Source organism: Paenibacillus nasutitermitis, from assembly GCF_014641075.1.
Lineage (GTDB): Bacteria > Bacillota > Bacilli > Paenibacillales > Paenibacillaceae > Paenibacillus_Z > Paenibacillus_Z nasutitermitis.
This window is the reverse complement of sequence record NZ_BMHP01000003.1, coordinates 432,934-452,441: the sequence shown is the minus strand read 5'-3', so window position 1 is coordinate 452,441 and position 19,508 is coordinate 432,934. Positions and strand designations below refer to the sequence as shown.

16 protein-coding genes are annotated in these 19,508 nt (G+C 46.9%); 15 read left to right on the top strand and 1 reads right to left on the bottom strand.

All coding sequences use genetic code 11. The features are described 5' to 3' along the window. Positions 1–57: 57 nt before the first annotated feature. The 7 genes from IEY46_RS21055 (at position 58) to IEY46_RS21025 (ending at position 9,701) form a co-directional block, all read left to right on the top strand. Complete coding sequence (locus tag IEY46_RS21055; protein ID WP_188994712.1) at positions 58–942, top strand: carbohydrate ABC transporter permease; 885 nt, start codon at positions 58–60, stop codon at positions 940–942. A 13-nt stretch (positions 943–955) separates the two neighbouring features. After that, the gene (locus IEY46_RS21050) at positions 956–1,768 is read left to right on the top strand and encodes a carbohydrate ABC transporter permease (RefSeq protein ID WP_188994710.1); all 813 of its coding nucleotides are present in this window, start codon (positions 956–958) and stop codon (positions 1,766–1,768) included. A gap of 32 nt (positions 1,769–1,800) precedes the next feature. Continuing rightward, positions 1,801–4,041 (top strand): FAD-dependent oxidoreductase, encoded by a 2,241-nt coding sequence (locus IEY46_RS21045; protein ID WP_188994708.1) that lies wholly within the window; start codon positions 1,801–1,803, stop codon positions 4,039–4,041. Between the two features lie 22 nt (positions 4,042–4,063). Next, the gene (locus tag IEY46_RS21040; protein ID WP_188994706.1) at positions 4,064–5,119 is read left to right on the top strand and encodes an NAD(P)-dependent alcohol dehydrogenase; all 1,056 of its coding nucleotides are present in this window, start codon (positions 4,064–4,066) and stop codon (positions 5,117–5,119) included. A 243-nt stretch (positions 5,120–5,362) separates the two neighbouring features. Further along, on the top strand, positions 5,363–6,322 hold the full coding sequence (locus IEY46_RS21035; protein WP_229750441.1) for a phytanoyl-CoA dioxygenase family protein: 960 nt from the start codon (positions 5,363–5,365) through the stop codon (positions 6,320–6,322). A gap of 82 nt (positions 6,323–6,404) precedes the next feature. Next, positions 6,405–8,549: a glycoside hydrolase family 36 protein gene (locus IEY46_RS21030; protein ID WP_188994702.1), complete on the top strand. Its 2,145-nt coding sequence runs from the start codon at positions 6,405–6,407 to the stop codon at positions 8,547–8,549. 48 nt (positions 8,550–8,597) lie between these two features. Continuing rightward, positions 8,598–9,701, top strand: a complete 1,104-nt coding sequence (locus IEY46_RS21025) for an aldose 1-epimerase family protein (protein ID WP_188994700.1) — start codon at positions 8,598–8,600, stop codon at positions 9,699–9,701. Positions 9,702–9,765: 64 nt separating this feature from the next. On the opposite strand, the gene IEY46_RS21020 is transcribed toward IEY46_RS21025, so the two are convergent. After that, complete coding sequence (locus tag IEY46_RS21020; protein WP_188994698.1) at positions 9,766–10,452, bottom strand: GntR family transcriptional regulator; 687 nt, start codon at positions 10,450–10,452, stop codon at positions 9,766–9,768. Positions 10,453–10,769: 317 nt separating this feature from the next. On the opposite strand from IEY46_RS21020, the gene iolC reads away from it, so the two are divergent. From iolC to IEY46_RS20980, 8 genes are all read left to right on the top strand, one after another. Further along, a complete protein-coding gene (gene iolC, locus IEY46_RS21015) occupies positions 10,770–11,777 on the top strand; it encodes a 5-dehydro-2-deoxygluconokinase (protein WP_188994696.1) in 1,008 nt (335 codons plus the stop codon). Beyond that, on the top strand, positions 11,771–12,613 hold the full coding sequence (locus IEY46_RS21010; protein WP_188994694.1) for a class II fructose-bisphosphate aldolase: 843 nt from the start codon (positions 11,771–11,773) through the stop codon (positions 12,611–12,613). The genes iolC and IEY46_RS21010 overlap by 7 nt, the downstream gene beginning before the upstream one ends. Continuing rightward, positions 12,613–14,073 carry a CoA-acylating methylmalonate-semialdehyde dehydrogenase gene (locus IEY46_RS21005; RefSeq protein WP_188994692.1) on the top strand — a complete coding sequence of 487 codons (1,461 nt, stop codon included), beginning with the start codon at positions 12,613–12,615 and terminating at the stop codon, positions 14,071–14,073. The genes IEY46_RS21010 and IEY46_RS21005 overlap by 1 nt, the downstream gene beginning before the upstream one ends. A gap of 28 nt (positions 14,074–14,101) precedes the next feature. Next, positions 14,102–14,866 carry an SDR family oxidoreductase gene (locus IEY46_RS21000; RefSeq protein ID WP_188994690.1) on the top strand — a complete coding sequence of 255 codons (765 nt, stop codon included), beginning with the start codon at positions 14,102–14,104 and terminating at the stop codon, positions 14,864–14,866. Between the two features lie 113 nt (positions 14,867–14,979). After that, complete coding sequence (locus IEY46_RS20995; protein ID WP_229750440.1) at positions 14,980–15,951, top strand: ABC transporter permease; 972 nt, start codon at positions 14,980–14,982, stop codon at positions 15,949–15,951. 13 nt (positions 15,952–15,964) lie between these two features. Continuing rightward, positions 15,965–16,858, top strand: coding sequence for a carbohydrate ABC transporter permease (locus tag IEY46_RS20990; RefSeq protein ID WP_188994686.1), 894 nt, complete (start codon positions 15,965–15,967; stop codon positions 16,856–16,858). 42 nt (positions 16,859–16,900) lie between these two features. Beyond that, the gene (locus tag IEY46_RS20985) at positions 16,901–18,535 is read left to right on the top strand and encodes an extracellular solute-binding protein (RefSeq protein ID WP_188994684.1); all 1,635 of its coding nucleotides are present in this window, start codon (positions 16,901–16,903) and stop codon (positions 18,533–18,535) included. A gap of 84 nt (positions 18,536–18,619) precedes the next feature. Next, entirely contained in the window at positions 18,620–19,495 is an 876-nt protein-coding gene (locus IEY46_RS20980; protein WP_229750439.1) for an SMP-30/gluconolactonase/LRE family protein, read from the top strand. The last annotated feature ends 13 nt before the right edge of the window (positions 19,496–19,508 follow it).

Here is a 19,508-nt window from a genome sequence, read left to right as displayed (position 1 = left end):
CAATAAGAGTAAGGACATTGAAGGTAATGTTCCTTACTCTATTAGGAGAGGCTGTAGATGAAGTTAAACTGGATGAGAAGACAACAACTGACAGGGTATTTGTTCATTGCTCCTAATATGATTGGTGTTTCTCTCTTTATCATTATTCCCGCTTTGTTTTCTATCTTTTTAGCTTTTACGAATTGGGAGTTTCCGCAGCTTAAAGCCGATTTTGTCGGTCTGAATAATTTTACGCGATTGTTTCAAGACGAAGTCTTCTATACTTCATTAAAAAATACGTTGATCTTCCTAGGATCCGTTCCAATATCCGTAGGTCTTGGATTTATGACGGCGCTTGTCTTGAACAAAAGTGTATTTCTCAAAAACGCGCTTCGTACCATGTTCTTTCTTCCGTACATTACAACGGGAGTTGCGATTGCTTTTGTATGGATGTTAATCTTTCAGCCCGAAGACGGACCTATCAATACGTTATTAATGAGTATTGGAATCGATCATCCGCCCGGCTGGCTCTCCTCGACTTCTTCGGCCATTTTCGTATTCGACATTATTTGGATATGGTATCTGCTTGGGTACAACATTATCGTCTATTTAGCGGCTTTACAGGAAGTATCCAACGAGCTGCTTGAAGCTTCCAGGATCGATGGCGCCCGCAAGCTGCATACGATTCGATTCGTAATCTGGCCCTTGGTCAGTCCGACAACGCTGTTCCTGCTTATGACGGGATTTATCGTATCGATCAAGCAAATGGGAATCTTCCAAGCGATTACGGACGGCGGCCCGGGAAACAGCACGACCGTGCTTTCCTTATTTATCTATAAAACGGCCTTCCGATATTACGATATGGGGTATGCGTCCGCAATATCGGTATTCCTTCTGTTTATTATAATCGCAATTACAGCTATACAATGGATCGCACAGAAAAAATGGGTTCACTATTCATGAAGGGATAGAGCATATGCGTAAACTTTTCTCCACCATTATGATGTTTATGTTTGCACTCGTCATGATCTATCCGTTTCTTTGGATGATAAGCACATCCTTTAAGCAGCCTTTCGAAGTGTTTGAGTATCCGTTTCATTGGATATCCAATCAACCCACACTCAAATATCACGAGAATGTATGGACGGGGCATGCTAGCTTTGTAAATTATTATATGAATTCGTTGAAAATATCTCTTATTAGCACGATCGGAGCCGTTTTTCTTGCTGCGGTTGCCGCTTATGGATTCTCGAGAATCGAATTCAAAGGCAGAGACACAATGTTCGTCATCTATCTCGTCGCGATGATGATACCAAATCAAATTATATTTATCCCGAAATTTATTATGTTTAACGCGATCGGGATCTATAACACGCATATGGCATTGATCTTGCCAGGCATATTTACCGTTCTTGGCGTATTCATGCTGCGACAATTTTTCATTGCTGTGCCTAAAGATATTTCGGAATCGGCCATGCTCGATGGCGCGGGCCATTTCGGGATCTTCCTTCGCATGATGCTGCCGATGGCCAAGCCTTCACTAGCTACATTTGCCATTATCGATTTCTCGTGGCATTGGAACGATTTCGAGAATGCGCTTATTTTCTTGTTGGATGAGAAGCTGTACACGGTTTCACTTGGTTTGCAAAACTTTGTTCTGGAGAACACCGTGGATTACAACGGAATGATGGCGGCGGCAACGGCCGGAATGATTCCGATGATTATCGTCTTTCTAATCGGTCAGAAATTTATCGTAGAGGGATTGGCGAGCTCTGCAGTTAAAGGATAACGAAAAGCGGGTTGCCGAAAGGGGTAAATGAAATGAGATTTGAATCGGTGAAGTCGGATGTTACGGTTATCGGAGGCGGGCTGTCGGGAGTGTGCGCAGCCGTAGCGGCCGCTAGAAACGGAAAACAGGTAGCTTTAGTGCAAAACAGGCCCATGTTAGGCGGGAATTCAAGCAGCGAGATTAGAGTCTGGGTGGTCGGCGCCACTGGGCATGGCGTGAATCGATATGCGCGAGAGACCGGTATTATGGGTGAGATGTTTCTTAAAAACCAGTATGTAAACCCGGACGGCAATCCGTATTTATGGGATATGGTCGTTCTGGAGACGGTTAGAAACGAAAAAAACATTCAGTTATTTCTAAATACGGACGTTCACGAGGTTGAAGCCGATGGGCTGCAAGACGAACGGGTTATCCATTCCGTGACAGGGTGGATGATGGGCTCCGAGCGTAAAATCAGGTTCGAAAGCCCTGTGTTCCTGGATTGTACGGGCGATGGTCTTGTCGGTTTCTTGGCGGGAGCGAAATATCGGATCGGGCGGGAAGCCCATTCCGAATTCTTCGAAAAATGGGCGCCGGAAGAAGCGGATGATATTACATTAGGCAGCACGTTACTGTTCTATACGAAGGAAGTGGATCATCCCGTCAACTATATCGCGCCAAGCTTTGCGAAGGATATTACCCAAACTCCGATTCCGATCAAAAGAGTGCTTAGAAGTGGCGATTCCGGATGCCATTATTGGTGGATAGAGTGGGGAGGAGAAATCGACACGCTTCACGATAACGAACGCATTCGGGACGAGCTGTGGTCAGTGATTTACGGGATCTGGGATTACATCAAAAACTCGGGCAAATTCGACGCCGAGCGAATGACTCTGGAATGGGTGGGCAGCATACCCGGAAAACGAGAATACCGGCGTTTTATCGGCGATTACGTCCTGAATCAAAATGACCTCGAAGTCCAAACGCTATTCGACGATTGCGTGACTTTCGGGGGCTGGTCAATCGATTTGCATCAGAAAGAAGGGATGTACGCCGTAGATCACTTGTCCATGCACTTCCATAGCGACGGCACGTTCCAAATCCCATATCGTTCCTTGTATTCCACCAACGTCCGCAATCTGCTCTTTGCAGGACGGAACATTAGCGCGACCCATATCGCGTTCGGTGCAACCCGTGTAATGGGTACGTGCGCTACTATCGGCGAGGCAGCAGGGACCGCTGCGGCTTTGTGCGTGGAATATGGCGTAACACCGCGTGGGTTATATGAGAGTCATATCAAGGAGTTACAGCAAGCCTTATTATGGCAGGATGCTTCGATTATCGGCATCAGGCATGAGGACGAAAAGGAATTGGCACGACAAGCGAAGATTTCCGCATCCAGCTATACTGCGACAATCAATATTGATTCCTCGGATGAGAAGCATCCACTGGTCGCAGATGCGGGTATTCTGCTGCCAGTCGATCCAGACATCGCTAACATTGAGATCCTAATGGATGTCGCGGAAGCGACGACCGTAGAGGTCGAGCTTTGGCGTACAGGCAGACCGGAAAATTACATTCCCGTAGCGCTGCAGGTTAAGGATGCCGTCCACGTTCAAGCAGGCAAAATGCAGTGGGTTTCATTCCATTTGCCGTGGAATCCGGCACAAGCCGAGAACGCATTTATTATCGTTAGAGAAAATAGTAACGTACAACTTCATTTATCGCATAAGCCTTGGAGCGGTGTGCTCTCCTTCGTGAGGGAAAAAGCATTGAACGCGGCCAGAGGATTGGAAGGCCTTGATCCGAATCAGCTTGTGGTTCAATGGAGCATGAGACGAACGGTAAGGAAGCCATTCTGCATGAGGCGGCATGAGCTAACCGAAGTCTATCACCCATCTAAAGCGGTCGATGGTTATATGAGGCCTTACGGCGGTCCCCATATGTGGTCTGCCGAAGCTTCCGGTCAGCCAGAGTGGTTGCACTTAAAGTGGGATGATCCGGTTGCAGTGAATGAAGTGCATCTTACTTTCAACGACGACGTGAATGAGGATTTAATCAATCTCCATCATCATCGTACGCCTTTCGAGGTCATCCCGGAGCTTGTCAAGAGTTACAAGATCGAAATCCATTGCAACGAGGAGTGGGTTATGGTCGCAGAGGTGGACAACAACCGGCAACGGAAGCAAGTCCATCATTTCGAAGAATCGCTTACGATGCAGGAAATGCGAATCGTCTGTACGGAGACGAATGGTCATTCGCAATTCGAAATCGCGGGAATTCAAATTCGTTAGCAGAGAGGCTGGGAAGCAGATCATGGGGAACGTTAAGATGAATGCGGCGATCATGAAGGAAAAATTACGCATCGAAGTCGGGCAAATCGCACGCCCCGTTCCGGGACCGACTGAAGTATTAATTAAAGTACAGTGCATTGGCATTTGTGGATCGGATATCCATTATTATGAACATGGTCGAATCGGAAGATATGTGGTGGAAGAACCGCTGATTCTTGGACACGAGGTAGCGGGAACGGTCGCCGCAGTAGGGACCAAAGTCACCAACGTAAAAGTAGGGGACAGGGTGGCGGTTGAACCCGGAGTGCCTTGCGGGCAATGCGACTATTGTAAGGGGGGAAGATATAACCTGTGTCCGGATGTCTTCTTTCTGGCCACCCCGCCCGATAACGGAGCTTGGGCCGACTATATTGTCATGCGTAGCGATGTCCTGTTTAAGCTGCCAGATACGATGAGCTTCGAGGAAGGAGCCTTATTGGAACCCTTGTCGGTTGGCTATCATGCCATGAATCGTGCAAATGTTAAGCCTAGCGATAAGGTGTTCATCACAGGTCTTGGTCCAATCGGCCTGTTAGCAATCCAAGCTGCCAAGCTGTTCGGCGTACGAGAGATATACGCCAGCGACGTTGTGGCGTTTCGCCGGGAGTTTGCCCTGAAGATGGGGGCAACCGCGGTCTTTAATCCGCTCGAAGATTCGATCGCCGAGGAGATTGCGAAGCTCACGGATAACAACGGAATCGACGTCGTGATCGAATCCTCAGGTAATCGGAGCTCCATCTCAAGCACGGTGAATGTGGTGAAAAGAGGGGGTAGAATCGTATTTGTCGGTTTGCCTCCCGAAAATGAAGTTCCGCTTAACGTAGAAAAAATTATTGATTCCGAATTAAATATATACGGCGTCTTTCGATACGCCAACACCTATGCGGCAGCCATACAGGCCTATGCCAAGAGCGGGCTCGATATTAGCAAGGTCATTACGCATCAGTTCGACCTGCTGGATATTAACGAGGCTTTGCAGCTTTCCAGAACGCAGAAGGATAAAGCGATAAAAATTATGATCTATCCGAAATCGGACTAGCATACTCGAAAACCTTGATGACCGGATACCATGGTCTATCAAGGTTTTTTTGCTTTGTTTAAAATATCCGCATGCAAAGTCAGACGGGATACAATTAATTTATTTGTACACAATTTATGATTATAGTTGAAATAATATATGTTTGGTATAATATAATAAAAGGAGTTATAAAGTGAAAAAGTAAGTGAACGCTTAAGGAAGTTAATTTAGGAATGGTTGACTGATAAGAGAGGGGAGGGGATCTTGCAAAGGTTCCATCACGTTATGTACAAAAACGTGAAAGCGGTTGCTATGGAATCGGATCAGAATCGTGTCTACCTCGTACATAAAGCTGTTCTAGCAGCCGTTTTTATTTGCAATAATTTGATGAGAGGGGAGTTTCCTATTAAACTGTCACAACAGCAAGTTGAGTTTTTTAATACCTTTGGGTTTCTTAAATTGACAGGTATGTTCAAGGATGACATTGACGACATCACAGAAGCGTTTGAACGCGTGCTTCAAGCTTATCAAGAAAAGTCAACGATCCATGACGGAAGTAAACGAACCATGGTCGGCGGATGTGTGGATTCCAGCGCTCGATTGTCTGCGCTGTTGGATGATCCGCGAATCCTTGGTGCATGTTCATCTTTACTTGGCGACGATTTCATTTACTGGGGAAGCGACGGCAACTATTATTCAGGTGATACGGGTTGGCATCCTGATGGACAGGAAGAGAATCATTTGCATATTAAAGTAGCCTTCTACCTCGATCCGTTGGATGGCACGAATGGTGCTCTGCGTGTAATTCCTGGCAGCCACCGTATGGGGGAGCAATACGCCAAGGATATTAAACGCACAGTCATGAACAGTGAGCAATACTTAGGCATTCATGGCTCGGAAGTGCCGGCACAGGTGCTGGATGTCATTCCAGGAGATGTGCTTATCTTCGACCATCGGACTTTTCATTCCGCCTGGAATGGCAGTACCCTTCGCAGGATGTTCACAATGAATCTATGCCGCCAATATCCGGAGGACAAGCTCGATGAATTACGGAGCATGATTGTCAATCATGTTTCATCTCACATCACGGAATATTACGGTATTCAAATGCGTGAAACAGCCGACTCTGAGCGAATGAAGCATCTCGTAACGATGCTGGGTTTAATGGATTGGGATAAGCAAACAAAACATCTTAAAGAAAAAATTTATATATCCGTCGATTAAAAAGTCGCTCGGTTATGGTCTTGAATGGCATTGTCTAGTAAATCGAATCTAGAAGATGAACGGACTTCAAGGAGGTAACAGGGTGGAAAAGGTATTTGTTGATGTACATGTTGGCAATGAGCCATTTTTTATCGTCACTTATCGGAGTGGACTGATGGTGTATGAAGAAGGCTTAGTGGATGGTATTTATGCATCTCTCGGGTGGAATGGTGCGGGATACAGCGGAGTTACGAATAACATCCCTCGTCCGGAAGTGCTGGATATCAAGAAATTTGCCGAGCCGCAGGCTTTTATGGTGGAGATCGACGGGCAATCACTGGGTTCTCATTGGGAATTGGAGCACTATGAGTCTAATAAAGAGTCCAAAGGGCTTCATGTGATCATTACGCTTAAGCATACGATTCGACCAGTAACCGTTAAGATCCATACATTGCTGGATGGAAGTCCAATCCTCACAAGATGGATTGAAATTGTCAATTTGCATAACCAACCAGCCGCACTTGGCCTGGTGGTTCCTCTCGGCGGAGGATTGCAAACGGTGAAAAGATGGAGAAATCATGTGAAGGACCAGAAGAAGCTGTACCGGCTCGGATATATGGAATATACGGAGCATATGCGGGAGGCGATCTTTGCATGGCATGATCTGCCCAATGCGGGGTATTATTTTGGTGGCCGTTTCCTAAGAAATCGATACCGTCATCCGATGTTCGTGTTGGAGGATAAGGCGATGGGCAGCCACTTTATTTGCCAATTTGCCTGGTCGGGTGGTTATCGATTCACCTTCGATCTGAACAGCGAATCCGATGATGCGCATCTGGCCTTCAAAGCGGCGCATGATGCGCCCTCTCCGATTAGAATACTTGAACCAGGCGAACATGTGAACTCGGCTGAGGTTCACATGGGGATGATGTATGGCGACTTCGACGATTGTATCAATGCGATGCACAAGCATGTCAGGGAAAGTGTCTTGCTGCCCCAGGCTCGCGGGCGCGGATTGTGGATCGAATCTGGAATCGGACCAGAGGTGGATATGTCGCAGGAATCAGTGCTGCATGTTATTGATGCTTCGGCAGAAGCGGGTTGTGAAATTTTCTTCATCGATGCTGCATGGTTTAGTGCGCCTGGCGAGGAGAAAACATGGTACGCCAAGGTCGGTGATTGGGAGCCTGACCTTGATCGGTATCCGATGGGAATTGAAGGGATCAGGGATTATGTTCATGCAAAAGGGATGTTATTCGGTCTGTGGATGGAACCGGAACGATTTGGACCCAGCAGTAAAATGTTTGAATTGCATCCCGAATGGTGCACGATTGGTTATGACGGTAAAATAAAAGGCGCTATTGATGGTGGCGGCGGAATGGTCGATCTTGCGAAATCCGAAGCTGGTATATGGGTTGAGCAGCAAATGGCCACCTTAATTGATCGATTTAAGCTGGATTTCTTCCGGTTGGATTTTAATGTCGGGACGATGACGCCTTTCTCATTTAACCTGAAGGACAATTATTTAGAGAATAGTGATTGGCGCTATTATGAAGTATTCTATAGCATAATGATGCGACTGAGGGTCCGATTCCCCGAGGTTGTCTTTGAAGCGTGCGCTGGCGGAGGCGGGCGAACTGATCTGGGATTTACCCGTTATTATGCGCATACCTGGGGAACCGATCATCAGCTTGCCCCACGCAGCTTCGCAATAACAAACGGTCTTACAATGTGTCTGCCGCCGGAGCATGTGGATAGGCTGCTAACCAACCAGGCGGGATTCACGACGGCAAGCTTAGAATTCCAGGCGAGACTCCTTTTGTTTGTTCGGCCAACTATCGGAAGTGCGACCCCGCCAACTTTCATGCCGAATCCTCTTCAATTAGAGAAGATTACACATATGATAGATTTACACAAAAACTTTGTGAGGCCGATGATGAATGCCTCTAATATTTATCACCATACGCCTGAAGTTGACGGGCTTGATCCGAAAGGGACAGGTATTCTGGAATTGGCATCGGAATCGAAAGAGAGAGCGCTCATGGGAATTTTCCAGCTTTCTAATCCGGAGACTAACGACATTCAAGTGGTTTTTAAGGGCGTGAGTGCGTCTAAGCGATATGTAGTTACACTGGATAATAGCGGGGAAACCTTTGAGGTGGAAGGTCATAAGCTTAAGATGGGCGGATTGACAATCAGGTTGGGTAATGCGTTGACTAGTGAACTCATATTGGTCGAGGCACTCTAATTGTGACGGGCCCGGGGATCATTTGGCTCGCGGGAGGTGTGAATAAGAATGGCTGAGCTTTTCGGGGAGAAGTTGGATCGAAGAAATATACTTAGAAAAGCAGGCAGCATGGCCCAATTGAGCTATGTTCGTCCCTTTACGTATAGTGGCAGCAAATCGGACGGGATAAAGGCATATGAAGTTTCCAATGGTACGGGGCTTGACTTTACGGTATTGGAGAGTAAGGGATTAGACATCATTAGCATGAAGTACAAAGGGATGAACCTGAATTACTATCCTAAATCCGGAATGGTTTCCCCGGCGCTTGTCGATAGGAATGGAACCGAATTCATGCGCTCGATCTCTGGTGGGCTACTGTATACTTGCGGATTATTAAACGTTGGAGACGCTTGTGTTGACAATGGATTTGATCAAATATTTCATGGGCGGATGAAAACGACACCTGCGGATAACGTCTCAGCTCAAGCGGAGTGGGAGGGTGACGATTATGTCTTGAAATTGTCAGGAGAAATGCGTGAAGCGGCTATTTTTAATGATAATTTAGTTCTTAAGAGGACCATCTCCGCGAGGATAGGTGACAAGTCAATCGAAGTGCGGGACAGCGTGGAGAATCAAGGCTTCGAAGCCCAAGAATTGATGCTGCTCTATCATGTGAATATCGGATATCCTGTGCTGGATGAGGGTGCCCGTGTGTTGATGCCAAGTCTGGAAGCAAGGGGCAAGGATGAAGAGTCTGAGGCCGAAGTGGAGCGTTATGCAGAGGTGGTCGGACCTATTGATGGGTATGGTGAGCAAGTGTTCAAGCACCGTCTCGCCAGTAATAGTGCTGGTATAACGGGCGCTGCCGTCATCAATGATAAGCTCGGAATCGGTGTGTATATTAAATATGATGCTAATCGGTTACCACATCTCGTCCAATGGAAATCCATGCGATCCTCAGATTACGCTATGGGTATTATGCCTGCAACCTGCTTCGTTAACGGTAGGGTTGAAGAGAAGTCCAACGGCACAATGAAGGTCATCGCTCCGTTAGATACGCTGGATTTCGTGCTAGAGATCGGGGTGCTTGATGGTGCAGCCGATATTACCGAATTTGAGAGTTTTGTAACAAGTACTAAAGAGGGATATCTCAAACGTCAGCAAAAATCATAAGTCGATTTCATAAAACGAGGGGCTTCCCATAAGACATATGGGAATGCCTCTTTTTGGTTTACCCTTAAGATTTAGCTATGTTGTCCTCAAGCCGCTGTATGATAATCTTCTTCGCTTTGCTAATATGTGCAGTCAGTTCAGTCAGACATTCAGGATTTCTCTGAATGATCAGGTTGGCTAAATGTTGATGGTCATCATAAAATTCACGGTAGGTTGAACTGGTCATGTTCGTAATCTCAAGCAGGGTTTGGAAAATATTAGCCATTGTGTTCCAAGCGACCAATAAGGGGTTGTTCTCTGACATTAATAGCAGGCTTCGATGGAACAAAATATCAGCCTGGGAGGTATCAACACTGGAAATTTCATGATTGGCCGAAGTCTCCAAGTGTAACTTCAGCTGATCCATACTCTCGAAGATCGGCCGATATTGGAAGTTGGAATTAAGGATGATGAGCTCTAATGCTTTCGTTTCCAACATTAAACGCAGGTCGAACAGATCGCTTACCTGTTTGACGGAGAACCCAACGACTTCCCTACCGCCGTTTGACAGATTCAGGACAAGTCCTTCTTGGGCTAACAGCTGAAAGGATGTACGTACAGGTGCTCTGCTGGTGCCGAGCTGATCGGCGATCTTAGCCTCGATTAATCGTGAACCTTTTTTATATTTGCCGAGAATGATATCGGTACGCAGTCTCTTGACGATTTCTCTCGTATGATTCGCTCGCAATAGTGGATCATCTACGTTAGCCATCATTATCCCTCGCATATTGTTTTAAATTATCATATCAATTCGCTTTCCGTATTGTCAACTTTATCAGTATGGTGTTTGTAATTTATATATTTGGTATCCTTTGAAAAATTGATTTTTTTAAATTGTAGTTGTTGATTACAAAAATTTAATATTGTATACTAAATTCAAAAGATGTATGTGTAAAATTTTGAGACAAAGCGTTATAGCGCGGAGGGAAGAGGCGAGAATGGGAATTGTGAATAAAGTAGCATTGGTTACTGGATCTGGTAATGATTAACGGATGGGGCGAGTGATTAACAGAGGAAAGGAATTGTTTTATGAGCAGCAGATGGTTTCCCGAAAATAGAATCCTCGATTGCATAGGCCTCGGTCGTCTTTGTATGGACTTGAATGCCAACGAAATTCACAGGCCGATTGAGCAAACATTGACGTTTACAAAATATGTCGGAGGCTCACCGGCCAATATTACGATTGCGATGGCCAAACTTGGACTACGGATGGGTTTTATTGGTCGTATTTCCGATGACGGATTCGGGAATTACATCCGATCTTATCTGAAGCAGTCAGATATTGATGTATCCCAACTGGTTGTTGATCTTTCTGGTAGTGTGACCGGTCTTGCGTTCACGGAAATAAGATCCCCGGAGGAATGCAGCATTCTGATGTATAGAGACAATGTCGCGGATTTGAAACTGACACCTGCTGATATTTCCGAGACTTATATTGGGAGTTCGAGGGCACTGATCATTTCAGGAACGGCGTTAGCGCAAAGTCCCTCCCGGGAGGCCGTATTTCAAGCTTTGGAATATGCAAGGAAACAGGGCACCACCGTAATATTCGATATTGACTATCGGCCCTATTCCTGGAAGAACACCGAAGAAACGTATGTTTATTGCCGAATGGTCGCTGCGCAATCGGATATTATTTTTGGAGGAAGGGAAGAATTCGATCTGCTTGAACGCTCGACTGGACAGTCACCCGATGATGAAGCAACAGCCAGGGAATGGCTGAAGGAACGGGCCAAGCTCGTTGTTGTGAAGCATGGCGGAAGGGGATCAGTCGCGTTCGTCCAATCCGGCGAACGGTTCCAGGCAGGTGTATTCCCCACTCGGGTGGTCAAGACATTCGGTGCCGGTGATTCTTTTGCAGGCGCTTTCTTGTACGCTTTATTGCAGGACTGGGATATCGCCAAGTGCTTGGAATGGGGGTCGGCTGCCGCGTCGATCGTGGTATCCAGCCATAGCTGCTCGGATGCAATGCCAAACAGCAGCCAAATCAAAGAACGGATCGCACAGCAGGGGAAGAAGGAGGAGAGCGAATGCTAGCCGATTTGAGAACAATCGTGGATAAAGCGGCGGCATCCGCCTATGCTGTTGCCGCCTTCAACGTATTTGGGTACGAGGATGCCTATGCGGTTGTGCAAGGAGCCGAACAATTAGGCTCACCAGTTATTCTGGCGGCTAATCTGAATGCGATCCAGCATATGCCGGCACCGGTAATTGGGCCACTTCTGAAGTGTATTGCGGAACGGGCATCCGTTCCGGTCTGTGTGCATCTGGACCATGGGAAAGATTTCGATTACGTGATGCAGGCAATCAAATATGGCTTTTCATCCGTCATGTTCGACGGTTCACAGCTGCCTTTCGAAGACAATGTGCAACAGACTCGGGAAATTGCCAAAGCCGCTCATGCTTTTGGTGTTTCCATCGAAGCAGAGATCGGCTCTGTAGGATACAGCGATCCGGCTGTTAATATGAAGCATCAGCTATCGGACCCTGTGGAGACAGCTTCATTCGTTGAGCAGACCGGTGTTGATGCTGTTGCAGTGTCGGTGGGAACCGTTCACCGGATGGAAGCGCAGAGCGCAGCTATTGATTTTGCACGCTTGGAAGCGATTCAATCGAAAGTATCCATACCGCTCGTCATACACGGAGCAACTGGCGTGCCCGATGAAGTACTGGGGAAGCTTGTGACTATGCGTGTCGGTAAGGTGAATATTGGTACAGCTCTTCGGAGAGCTTTCGGCCGATCCCTGCGGGAGGAAATGGAACGAAGGCCGGATGAGTTTGACCGCATTATGCTATTCCAGGCGCCAATGGATTCCGTTAAAGAGGCAGCTATTCAAAAAATGCGGCTTTTAGGCTGCGGGAGGTTAAGCTGATGAGTAATACCGAGGAGGTTATCCGGATAAATAACTTTATCGGAGGGCAATGGGTCGCGTCCCGTTCGGGAATGGAAGACATCGTGCCTAATCCGGCGACGGGGAAGCCGCTGGCGAGGGTTCCGCTCTCTGGAGCGGACGAGACGACTGAGGCGGTTGCTGCTGCGGCGGCAGCATTTCAGGAATGGAGCAGAGTGAGCGTGCCGAAACGTGCGCGAATTCTGTTCCGGTACCAGCAGCTGCTGGTTGAGAATTGGGAGGAACTGGCCCGGCTTATCACGATGGAGAACGGCAAGAACTATTCGGAAGCTCATGGGGAGGTATTGCGGGGGATTGAATGTGTCGAGTTCGCCGCCGGAGCTCCGACACTGATGATGGGCAGTCACCTGCCCGATATCGCGACTGGGATTGAATCAGCGATGTATCGTTATCCACTTGGCGTCATAGCAGGCATCACTCCATTTAATTTTCCAATGATGGTGCCCTGCTGGATGTTTCCGCTCGCGATTGCTTGCGGGAATACGTTCGTGTTGAAGCCATCTGAGCGGACGCCTCTACTGGCCAATAGACTTGCTGAATTGTTTACTCTCGCTGGTTTGCCTGCAGGCGTCCTCAATATTGTACATGGTGCTAGCGAGGTGGTTAACGAGCTGATCAGCAACGAAATCGTCAAGGCTGTATCTTTCGTTGGCTCTCAGTCGGTGGCTGAGTATGTATACCGGGAGTCGGCGGCGGCAGGTAAACGAGTTCAAGCGCTCGGAGGGGCGAAGAACCATTCCATAATTCTGGAGGATGCCAATCTGGAACTCGCAGTAAAGGAAATTATTAATGCAGCCTTCGGCTCGGCAGGTGAACGCTGTATGGCTTGCTCTGTCGTAATAGCTGTAGGAGAAATTGGGGATCAGCTCGTCTCCCAGTTAAGATCAGCGGCTGGTACGCTTACGATGGGTGATGGTCAGGAAGAGAATGTGTTTCTCGGGCCGGTTATTCGCCAGTCTCACAAGGAGAGGGCATACGGTTACATAGCTTCCGGACTTCAGGAGGGGGCACAATTGTTACTTGACGGAAGAGACGCTGAAGCTATGGCAAGCAAAGGTTATTTTGTCGGTCCGACTATTTTTGACGGTGTTACACAAGAGATGAAAATTTGGAAAGACGAAATCTTTGCTCCGGTTTTATCTATTATACGAGTTGAAACGCTCAATGAAGCGATCAATCTAACGAACGCTTCCGAATATGCAAACGGAGCTTGTCTGTTTACGAACGATGCAAGGGCTATCCGACAATTCCGGGAAACGATTGATGCAGGTATGCTCGGGATAAATGTGGGTGTCCCCGCTCCTATGGCATTCTTTCCTTTCTCAGGATACAAGAAGTCCTTCTATGGGGATTTGCATGTCAACGGGCGTGACGGCGTTGAGTTCTATACCCGCAAAAAGATGGTTGTGGCACGGTATTAATTCTGAGTTTAGTAGGAGGAGGGTCAGAATGCGCACCGACTTATTTGATTTGTCTGGCAAAAAAGCGATTGTTACAGGTGGCGGACGTAATCTCGGCAAAGGAATTGCAGAAGGGCTTCATCTTGCAGGAGCTGAAGTGGTGCTAATGGATATTAGCGAAGACATCTCAAGTGTTGCTGCAGAGATGGGCAAGGAGGGTGCGCGGGTTAGCGGCGTACAGGTTGATCTGCTTGACCGTGGACAATTGAATCGAGCGTTTGAGGAAGCGGTCGGGAACCTTGGCGGCCGGGTGGACATTCTCTTTAACAACGCAGGCATCCATGATCGACGCGCTTGTCTGGATCTTCCTGTTGAAGCCTGGGACAGAGTGCTGGAGTTGAATCTGACCACTGTGTACCAGCTGTGTCAGCTGGCAGGAAGGCGAATGATCGCGCAAGGAAGCGGTAAAATCATCAATACGGGCTCGATGCTCAGCTTCATCGGTGGATTTAACGCCACAGCCTACGCTGCAAGTAAAGGCGCTATTGCGCAGCTCACAAAATCGTTGTCTAACGAATGGGCGGGTTCAGGCATCCAGGTCAATGCGATTGCACCGGGCTATATGGATACCGATATGAATTCGGATCTGAAGAAGGACTCGGTACGTTACCCTCAGGTGACGGCACGTATTCCTGCAGGACGTTGGGGGACTCAACAGGATTTGCATGGCATCGCCATATTCCTCGCTTCCCAAGCTTCGAATTATATTACCGGTACGGTTATCCCTGTAGATGGAGGTTATCTGGTGCGATAGTTTATTGATATTTCGGTACACAAATACAATTGTTTACTTTAATTAATTAATGAGTGGGTACCTATTAATGGAAATGGAAGCGGTTAAAATGTATTTTGATGGAAGGTGAAACTATGGCCCATGTCTCAAGAAAGCAGAATGTGCTGCCTGGATCAACGAATCCCAACGTACATTCTTTCCTTCATACTAGAATGAAGAAAATAAAGCCGAATCTCTCTTTATATGTCTTGATTTCGCTTCCGTTGGCTTACTTTATTATCTTCTGCTATTGGCCCATCTATGGCGTTCAAATCGCTTTTAAGAATTTCAGTGCTGTACAAGGAATAATGGGGAGTCCCTGGGTTGGCTTCGCACATTTCCAAACGTTCTTTGACTCCATCTTTTTTGACAGAGTCGTTTGGAATACGGTCAAAATCAGTGTGTTTTCGATTGTGTTGGGTTTTCCAGCACCCATTATTCTTGCCCTGCTCATCAATGAACTGAAAAATCGGTATTTTCAAAAAGTAGTTCAAAATATATCCTATGCACCTTATTTTATCTCGCAAGTCGTGATGGTAGGAATATTGATTGTATTCCTGTCGCCTTCGACGGGGCTGATTAATCAGTTAACTGCTCTATTTGGATGGGAACCGATTTCTTTCATGCAAGAATCGGGGTGGTTCAAGACCATTTTCATCACATCCGGGATATGGCAAGGTACCGGATGGGGAACGGTTATCTACATGGCTGTACTGGCGGGTGTCGATCATGAGCAGATTGAAGCTGCAGTTCTGGATGGGGCGAACAAATTTCAGCGAATTTGGTATATTTCCTTGCCTTACATTATGCCTACTGCGGTAATCCTATTTATTCTCTCCGCGGGGAGCATCATGAACGTCGGTTTTGAGAAGGTTTTTCTGATGCAAAACTCTTCCAATATGGAAGCTTCGGACGTTATTTCAACCTTTGTTTATCGTAAAGGCCTTCTTAATATCGAATATAGCTTTGCAACCGCAGTCGGCTTGTTCAACTCATTGATCAATTTCTTCATTCTAATTGCAGTGAATAGGTTTGCCAGACGAACTGGAAATATGAGCCTATGGTAAAGGAGGCGGCACAATGGCAAATCGAATCGCAGAGACTAGAGCAGATCGCATATTCGACAGAATAAACATTGTGGGGATGTGCTTCGTTACACTGCTCTTCCTGTATCCCCTTCTATTTATATTGAGTGCATCGGTGAGCGACCCCGCAGCCGTTCTTGGCGGGAAGGTGTGGCTGTTTCCGAAAGGATTTACGATCGTCCCGTACATCAAAGTGTTTCAGAATGCAGAGTTTTTCATCAGCTACTGGAATACGATCGTATACACGGTAGTCGGAACCTTTGTGAATCTGGTATTGACTATTATGGCCGCATATCCTCTAGCCAGGAAAGATTTCTACGGCCGCAACACACTGACCATTATTTTCACATTTACGATGTTTTTCAGCGGTGGGCTAATTCCACTCTACATCGTCATTCAGCAATTACATTTGCTTAATAACTTTTGGGTGATGATATTACCTTCTGCCGTCTCTTTCTTTAATGTCGTCGTGATGAGAACCTACTTTCAGACTTCCATTCCGGAAGAATTATATCAATCGGCCGAAATTGATGGCTGTACGCGGATTGGGGTGCTGCTTCGAATCGTACTTCCCCTTTCTGGTCCAATTATCGCGGTCATGGTTTTATTTTACGGTGTTGGCCACTGGAACAGTTACTTTAACGCGTTGATCTTTCTGTCCGATCGGGATAAATTTCCGTTGCAATTAATTTTGCGGGAAATTCTAATTCAGAGCGATACGCAGAATCTGATGAGCAGCACGACCAATTACATAATCGACTCGGCACAATATGGAACGAGCATCAAATACGCTGTTATTATCATTTCGAGCTTGCCGGTTCTCATCCTATATCCTTTCTTGCAAAGATATTTTGCCAAAGGGGTCATGATTGGAGCAATTAAAGGTTAGTCGAGGAGAAGTTCTCATTATATGATTTGGGGAGGAAATACAATGTTAGGGAAGAAGAAAAAGAAGCTAAGCACCATTCTAGTGATGACGATGTTATTGGCACTGATGTTGCAGGTCGCTTGTAGTAACCAATCAAATGAAGGATCTCAACAATCGTCTACAAGTCCATCTACAAGCACGCCAACCACTACAAGCAAGCCGCAAGAGTCCATAACATTGAATGGGCTTACCTCCAAACACGTATTTCAAGCGGATTGGAATGACATGCTCGTGTTTCAAAAAAGACAAGAGGAAACGGGGATCCATGTGAAATGGGAGAATGTGTCAGAGGACGGCTGGGTTGAGAAAAGAAACCTGCGGATGGCAACAAATGATTTACCCGATTTCATTTCCAGATCCGGATTTAATGATGCCGAAATCGCGACTTATGCCGCTCAAGGGATGATTATCCCGCTTAATGATCTCATTGAGAAACATGCGCCGAACTTGAAAGCGATTTTGGATGCAGATCCCACCAAACGGAAAGCGATTTCAGATTCAAAAGGAAATATTTACGCGTTGCCTGCTTTCAACGGATGGATGGGCGACAATGCTTCCAAGCTATGGATGAATAAGTCGTGGCTTGATAAGCTTGGGATTCCAATGCCGACTACGCTAGATGAATACTATGATGCGCTTGTTGCCTTCCGTGATAACAATCCTGGTGGCAATGGCGTCATTCCTCTAACAGACTTTTCGAACTCCTTCGCCAGAGATTTGCTCTATTTCGCTGGTTCATTTGGTCTGGGTACGAAAGGTCCCAATTTCTTCGGGGACGGTGTCGACTTAGGGCCTGACGGCAAAATGCGTTTCGTCAAAACAGACGAACGTTATAAGTCTCTTTTAGAATTCATGAACAAGCTCTGGAGCGCAAAATTGCTCGATCCGGAATTGTTGACACACGCTAGCGAAGCTTGGACAGCGAATTCCAAAGCAGGCGTAATCGGTTCGTTCGTCCTTGCAGGTCCGGAAGCGAACAACCCTGTTGAATATGAAGTGCTGCCACCGCTTAAGAGCCAATATGGTGATGAAATTTTGAGCATGGTCAGCACTGGACTTCGAAAGAACAACACCGTAATCACAAGCGCCAACAAACATCCGGAAGAAACAATGCAATGGCTGGATTATTGGTATTCCGATGAAGGCTGGGTCAGACTTCAGTATGGTATAGAAGATGTTACGTATAAGGTTGATGAGAACGGGGCTTATGCTTTGCTGCCTGAATATGATCCGGATATTGCACCGATCGAGAAGAGCCGTGGCTTGTATTCCCCCATGTTCGGTGATGGAATCCCTTACAATATGTCCCCGGACGAATTTGATAAGCGTCCAACCCCGGTTAAAGAAGGCTCGGCATTCCCGAAAATACTGGCCGGTGCAGATATGTTGAAGCCATATTATGAAGGAGTCTTAGCTAATGGCGCAGATTACTTCGCCTTTACGGATGAGGAATTTGCGGTCAAAAAGCAATTTGCCGATGAAGCGATGCAGTATATTACTGAAATGGAAACGAAATTTATTACAGGCAAGGAACCGTTCAGCTCTTGGGATAAATATGTTGAGAAAGTAAGAAGTCTGGGTTTGGATAAATATATGGAAGCGTATAACGCAGCACTTGAAAGATACAATAGCCTCTAAAGTTAAGGACGCAACAAGGGACGCAACGAGGGGGGCTGTGGAGTCTCCCCTTGTTATCATCGCAACCGTAGAAGTGAGGGATGAATGATGACAGAAAACGGTGAACCGCTGGTCGGGCATGCTGAATTGGAAGTCGTTGTAGATGGAACGTTATCCGACCCGCAGTTAAATCATCCGGAAGGCATATGCAGTGATGCGGATGGAAACCTGTGGTGCGGTGGGGAACGGGGGGAGATTTACCGGATTGACAGGGTCTCTCGCAGCTTCAAGCAAGTTGCTACTACGAACGGTTTCGCTCTAGGGTTGAATTTCGATGACCAAGGGAAGTTGTATATTTGCGATTCAAAGCATCAGTCCGTATTTCGTTACACACCTTCGAGCGGGGAACTGGTCAACTTCAGCGACGGCTCGGATCTGGCTAAAATGAGGTTTCCGAACTATCCGGTATATGATCCGCTGCGCAAAGTATTATATGTGTCAGACAGCTACGGTTTTGGCGAATCGGGCCCGGGCATATGGCGAATCGATGTGGAGACGGGTGAGACGGTCCTGTGGTGCAGTCGGTCATTCGACTTCGCGAATGGGCTGGCACTTTCACCGGATGGGAAGATTCTATATTTGGCTGAAAGCCGTGGTGATCGCAATATTTACCGGATTCCAATCGGCGCTGACGGAAGGGCGATGGAGGCAGAAGTGATTGTCTGCGTACCCAATGTTATATTAGACGGCTTGGTCTTGGCGAATAACGGTAGACTCTATTTAACCTGCTACGAGCCAAGTCGGATTTATAGGATCGATACGTACAATCCTAGTTCCGGTCTCGAGATCGTTGCCGAGGATCGGACTGCTCATGAGTTGTGCCATCCGACGAATGGGGTGCTTGTTGGCACCGACTTATATGTATGTAATCTCGGTCGGTGGCATATTACCCGCATTCCGCTAGAACGGGTTGGGGTATAACCTGAATGGAAAG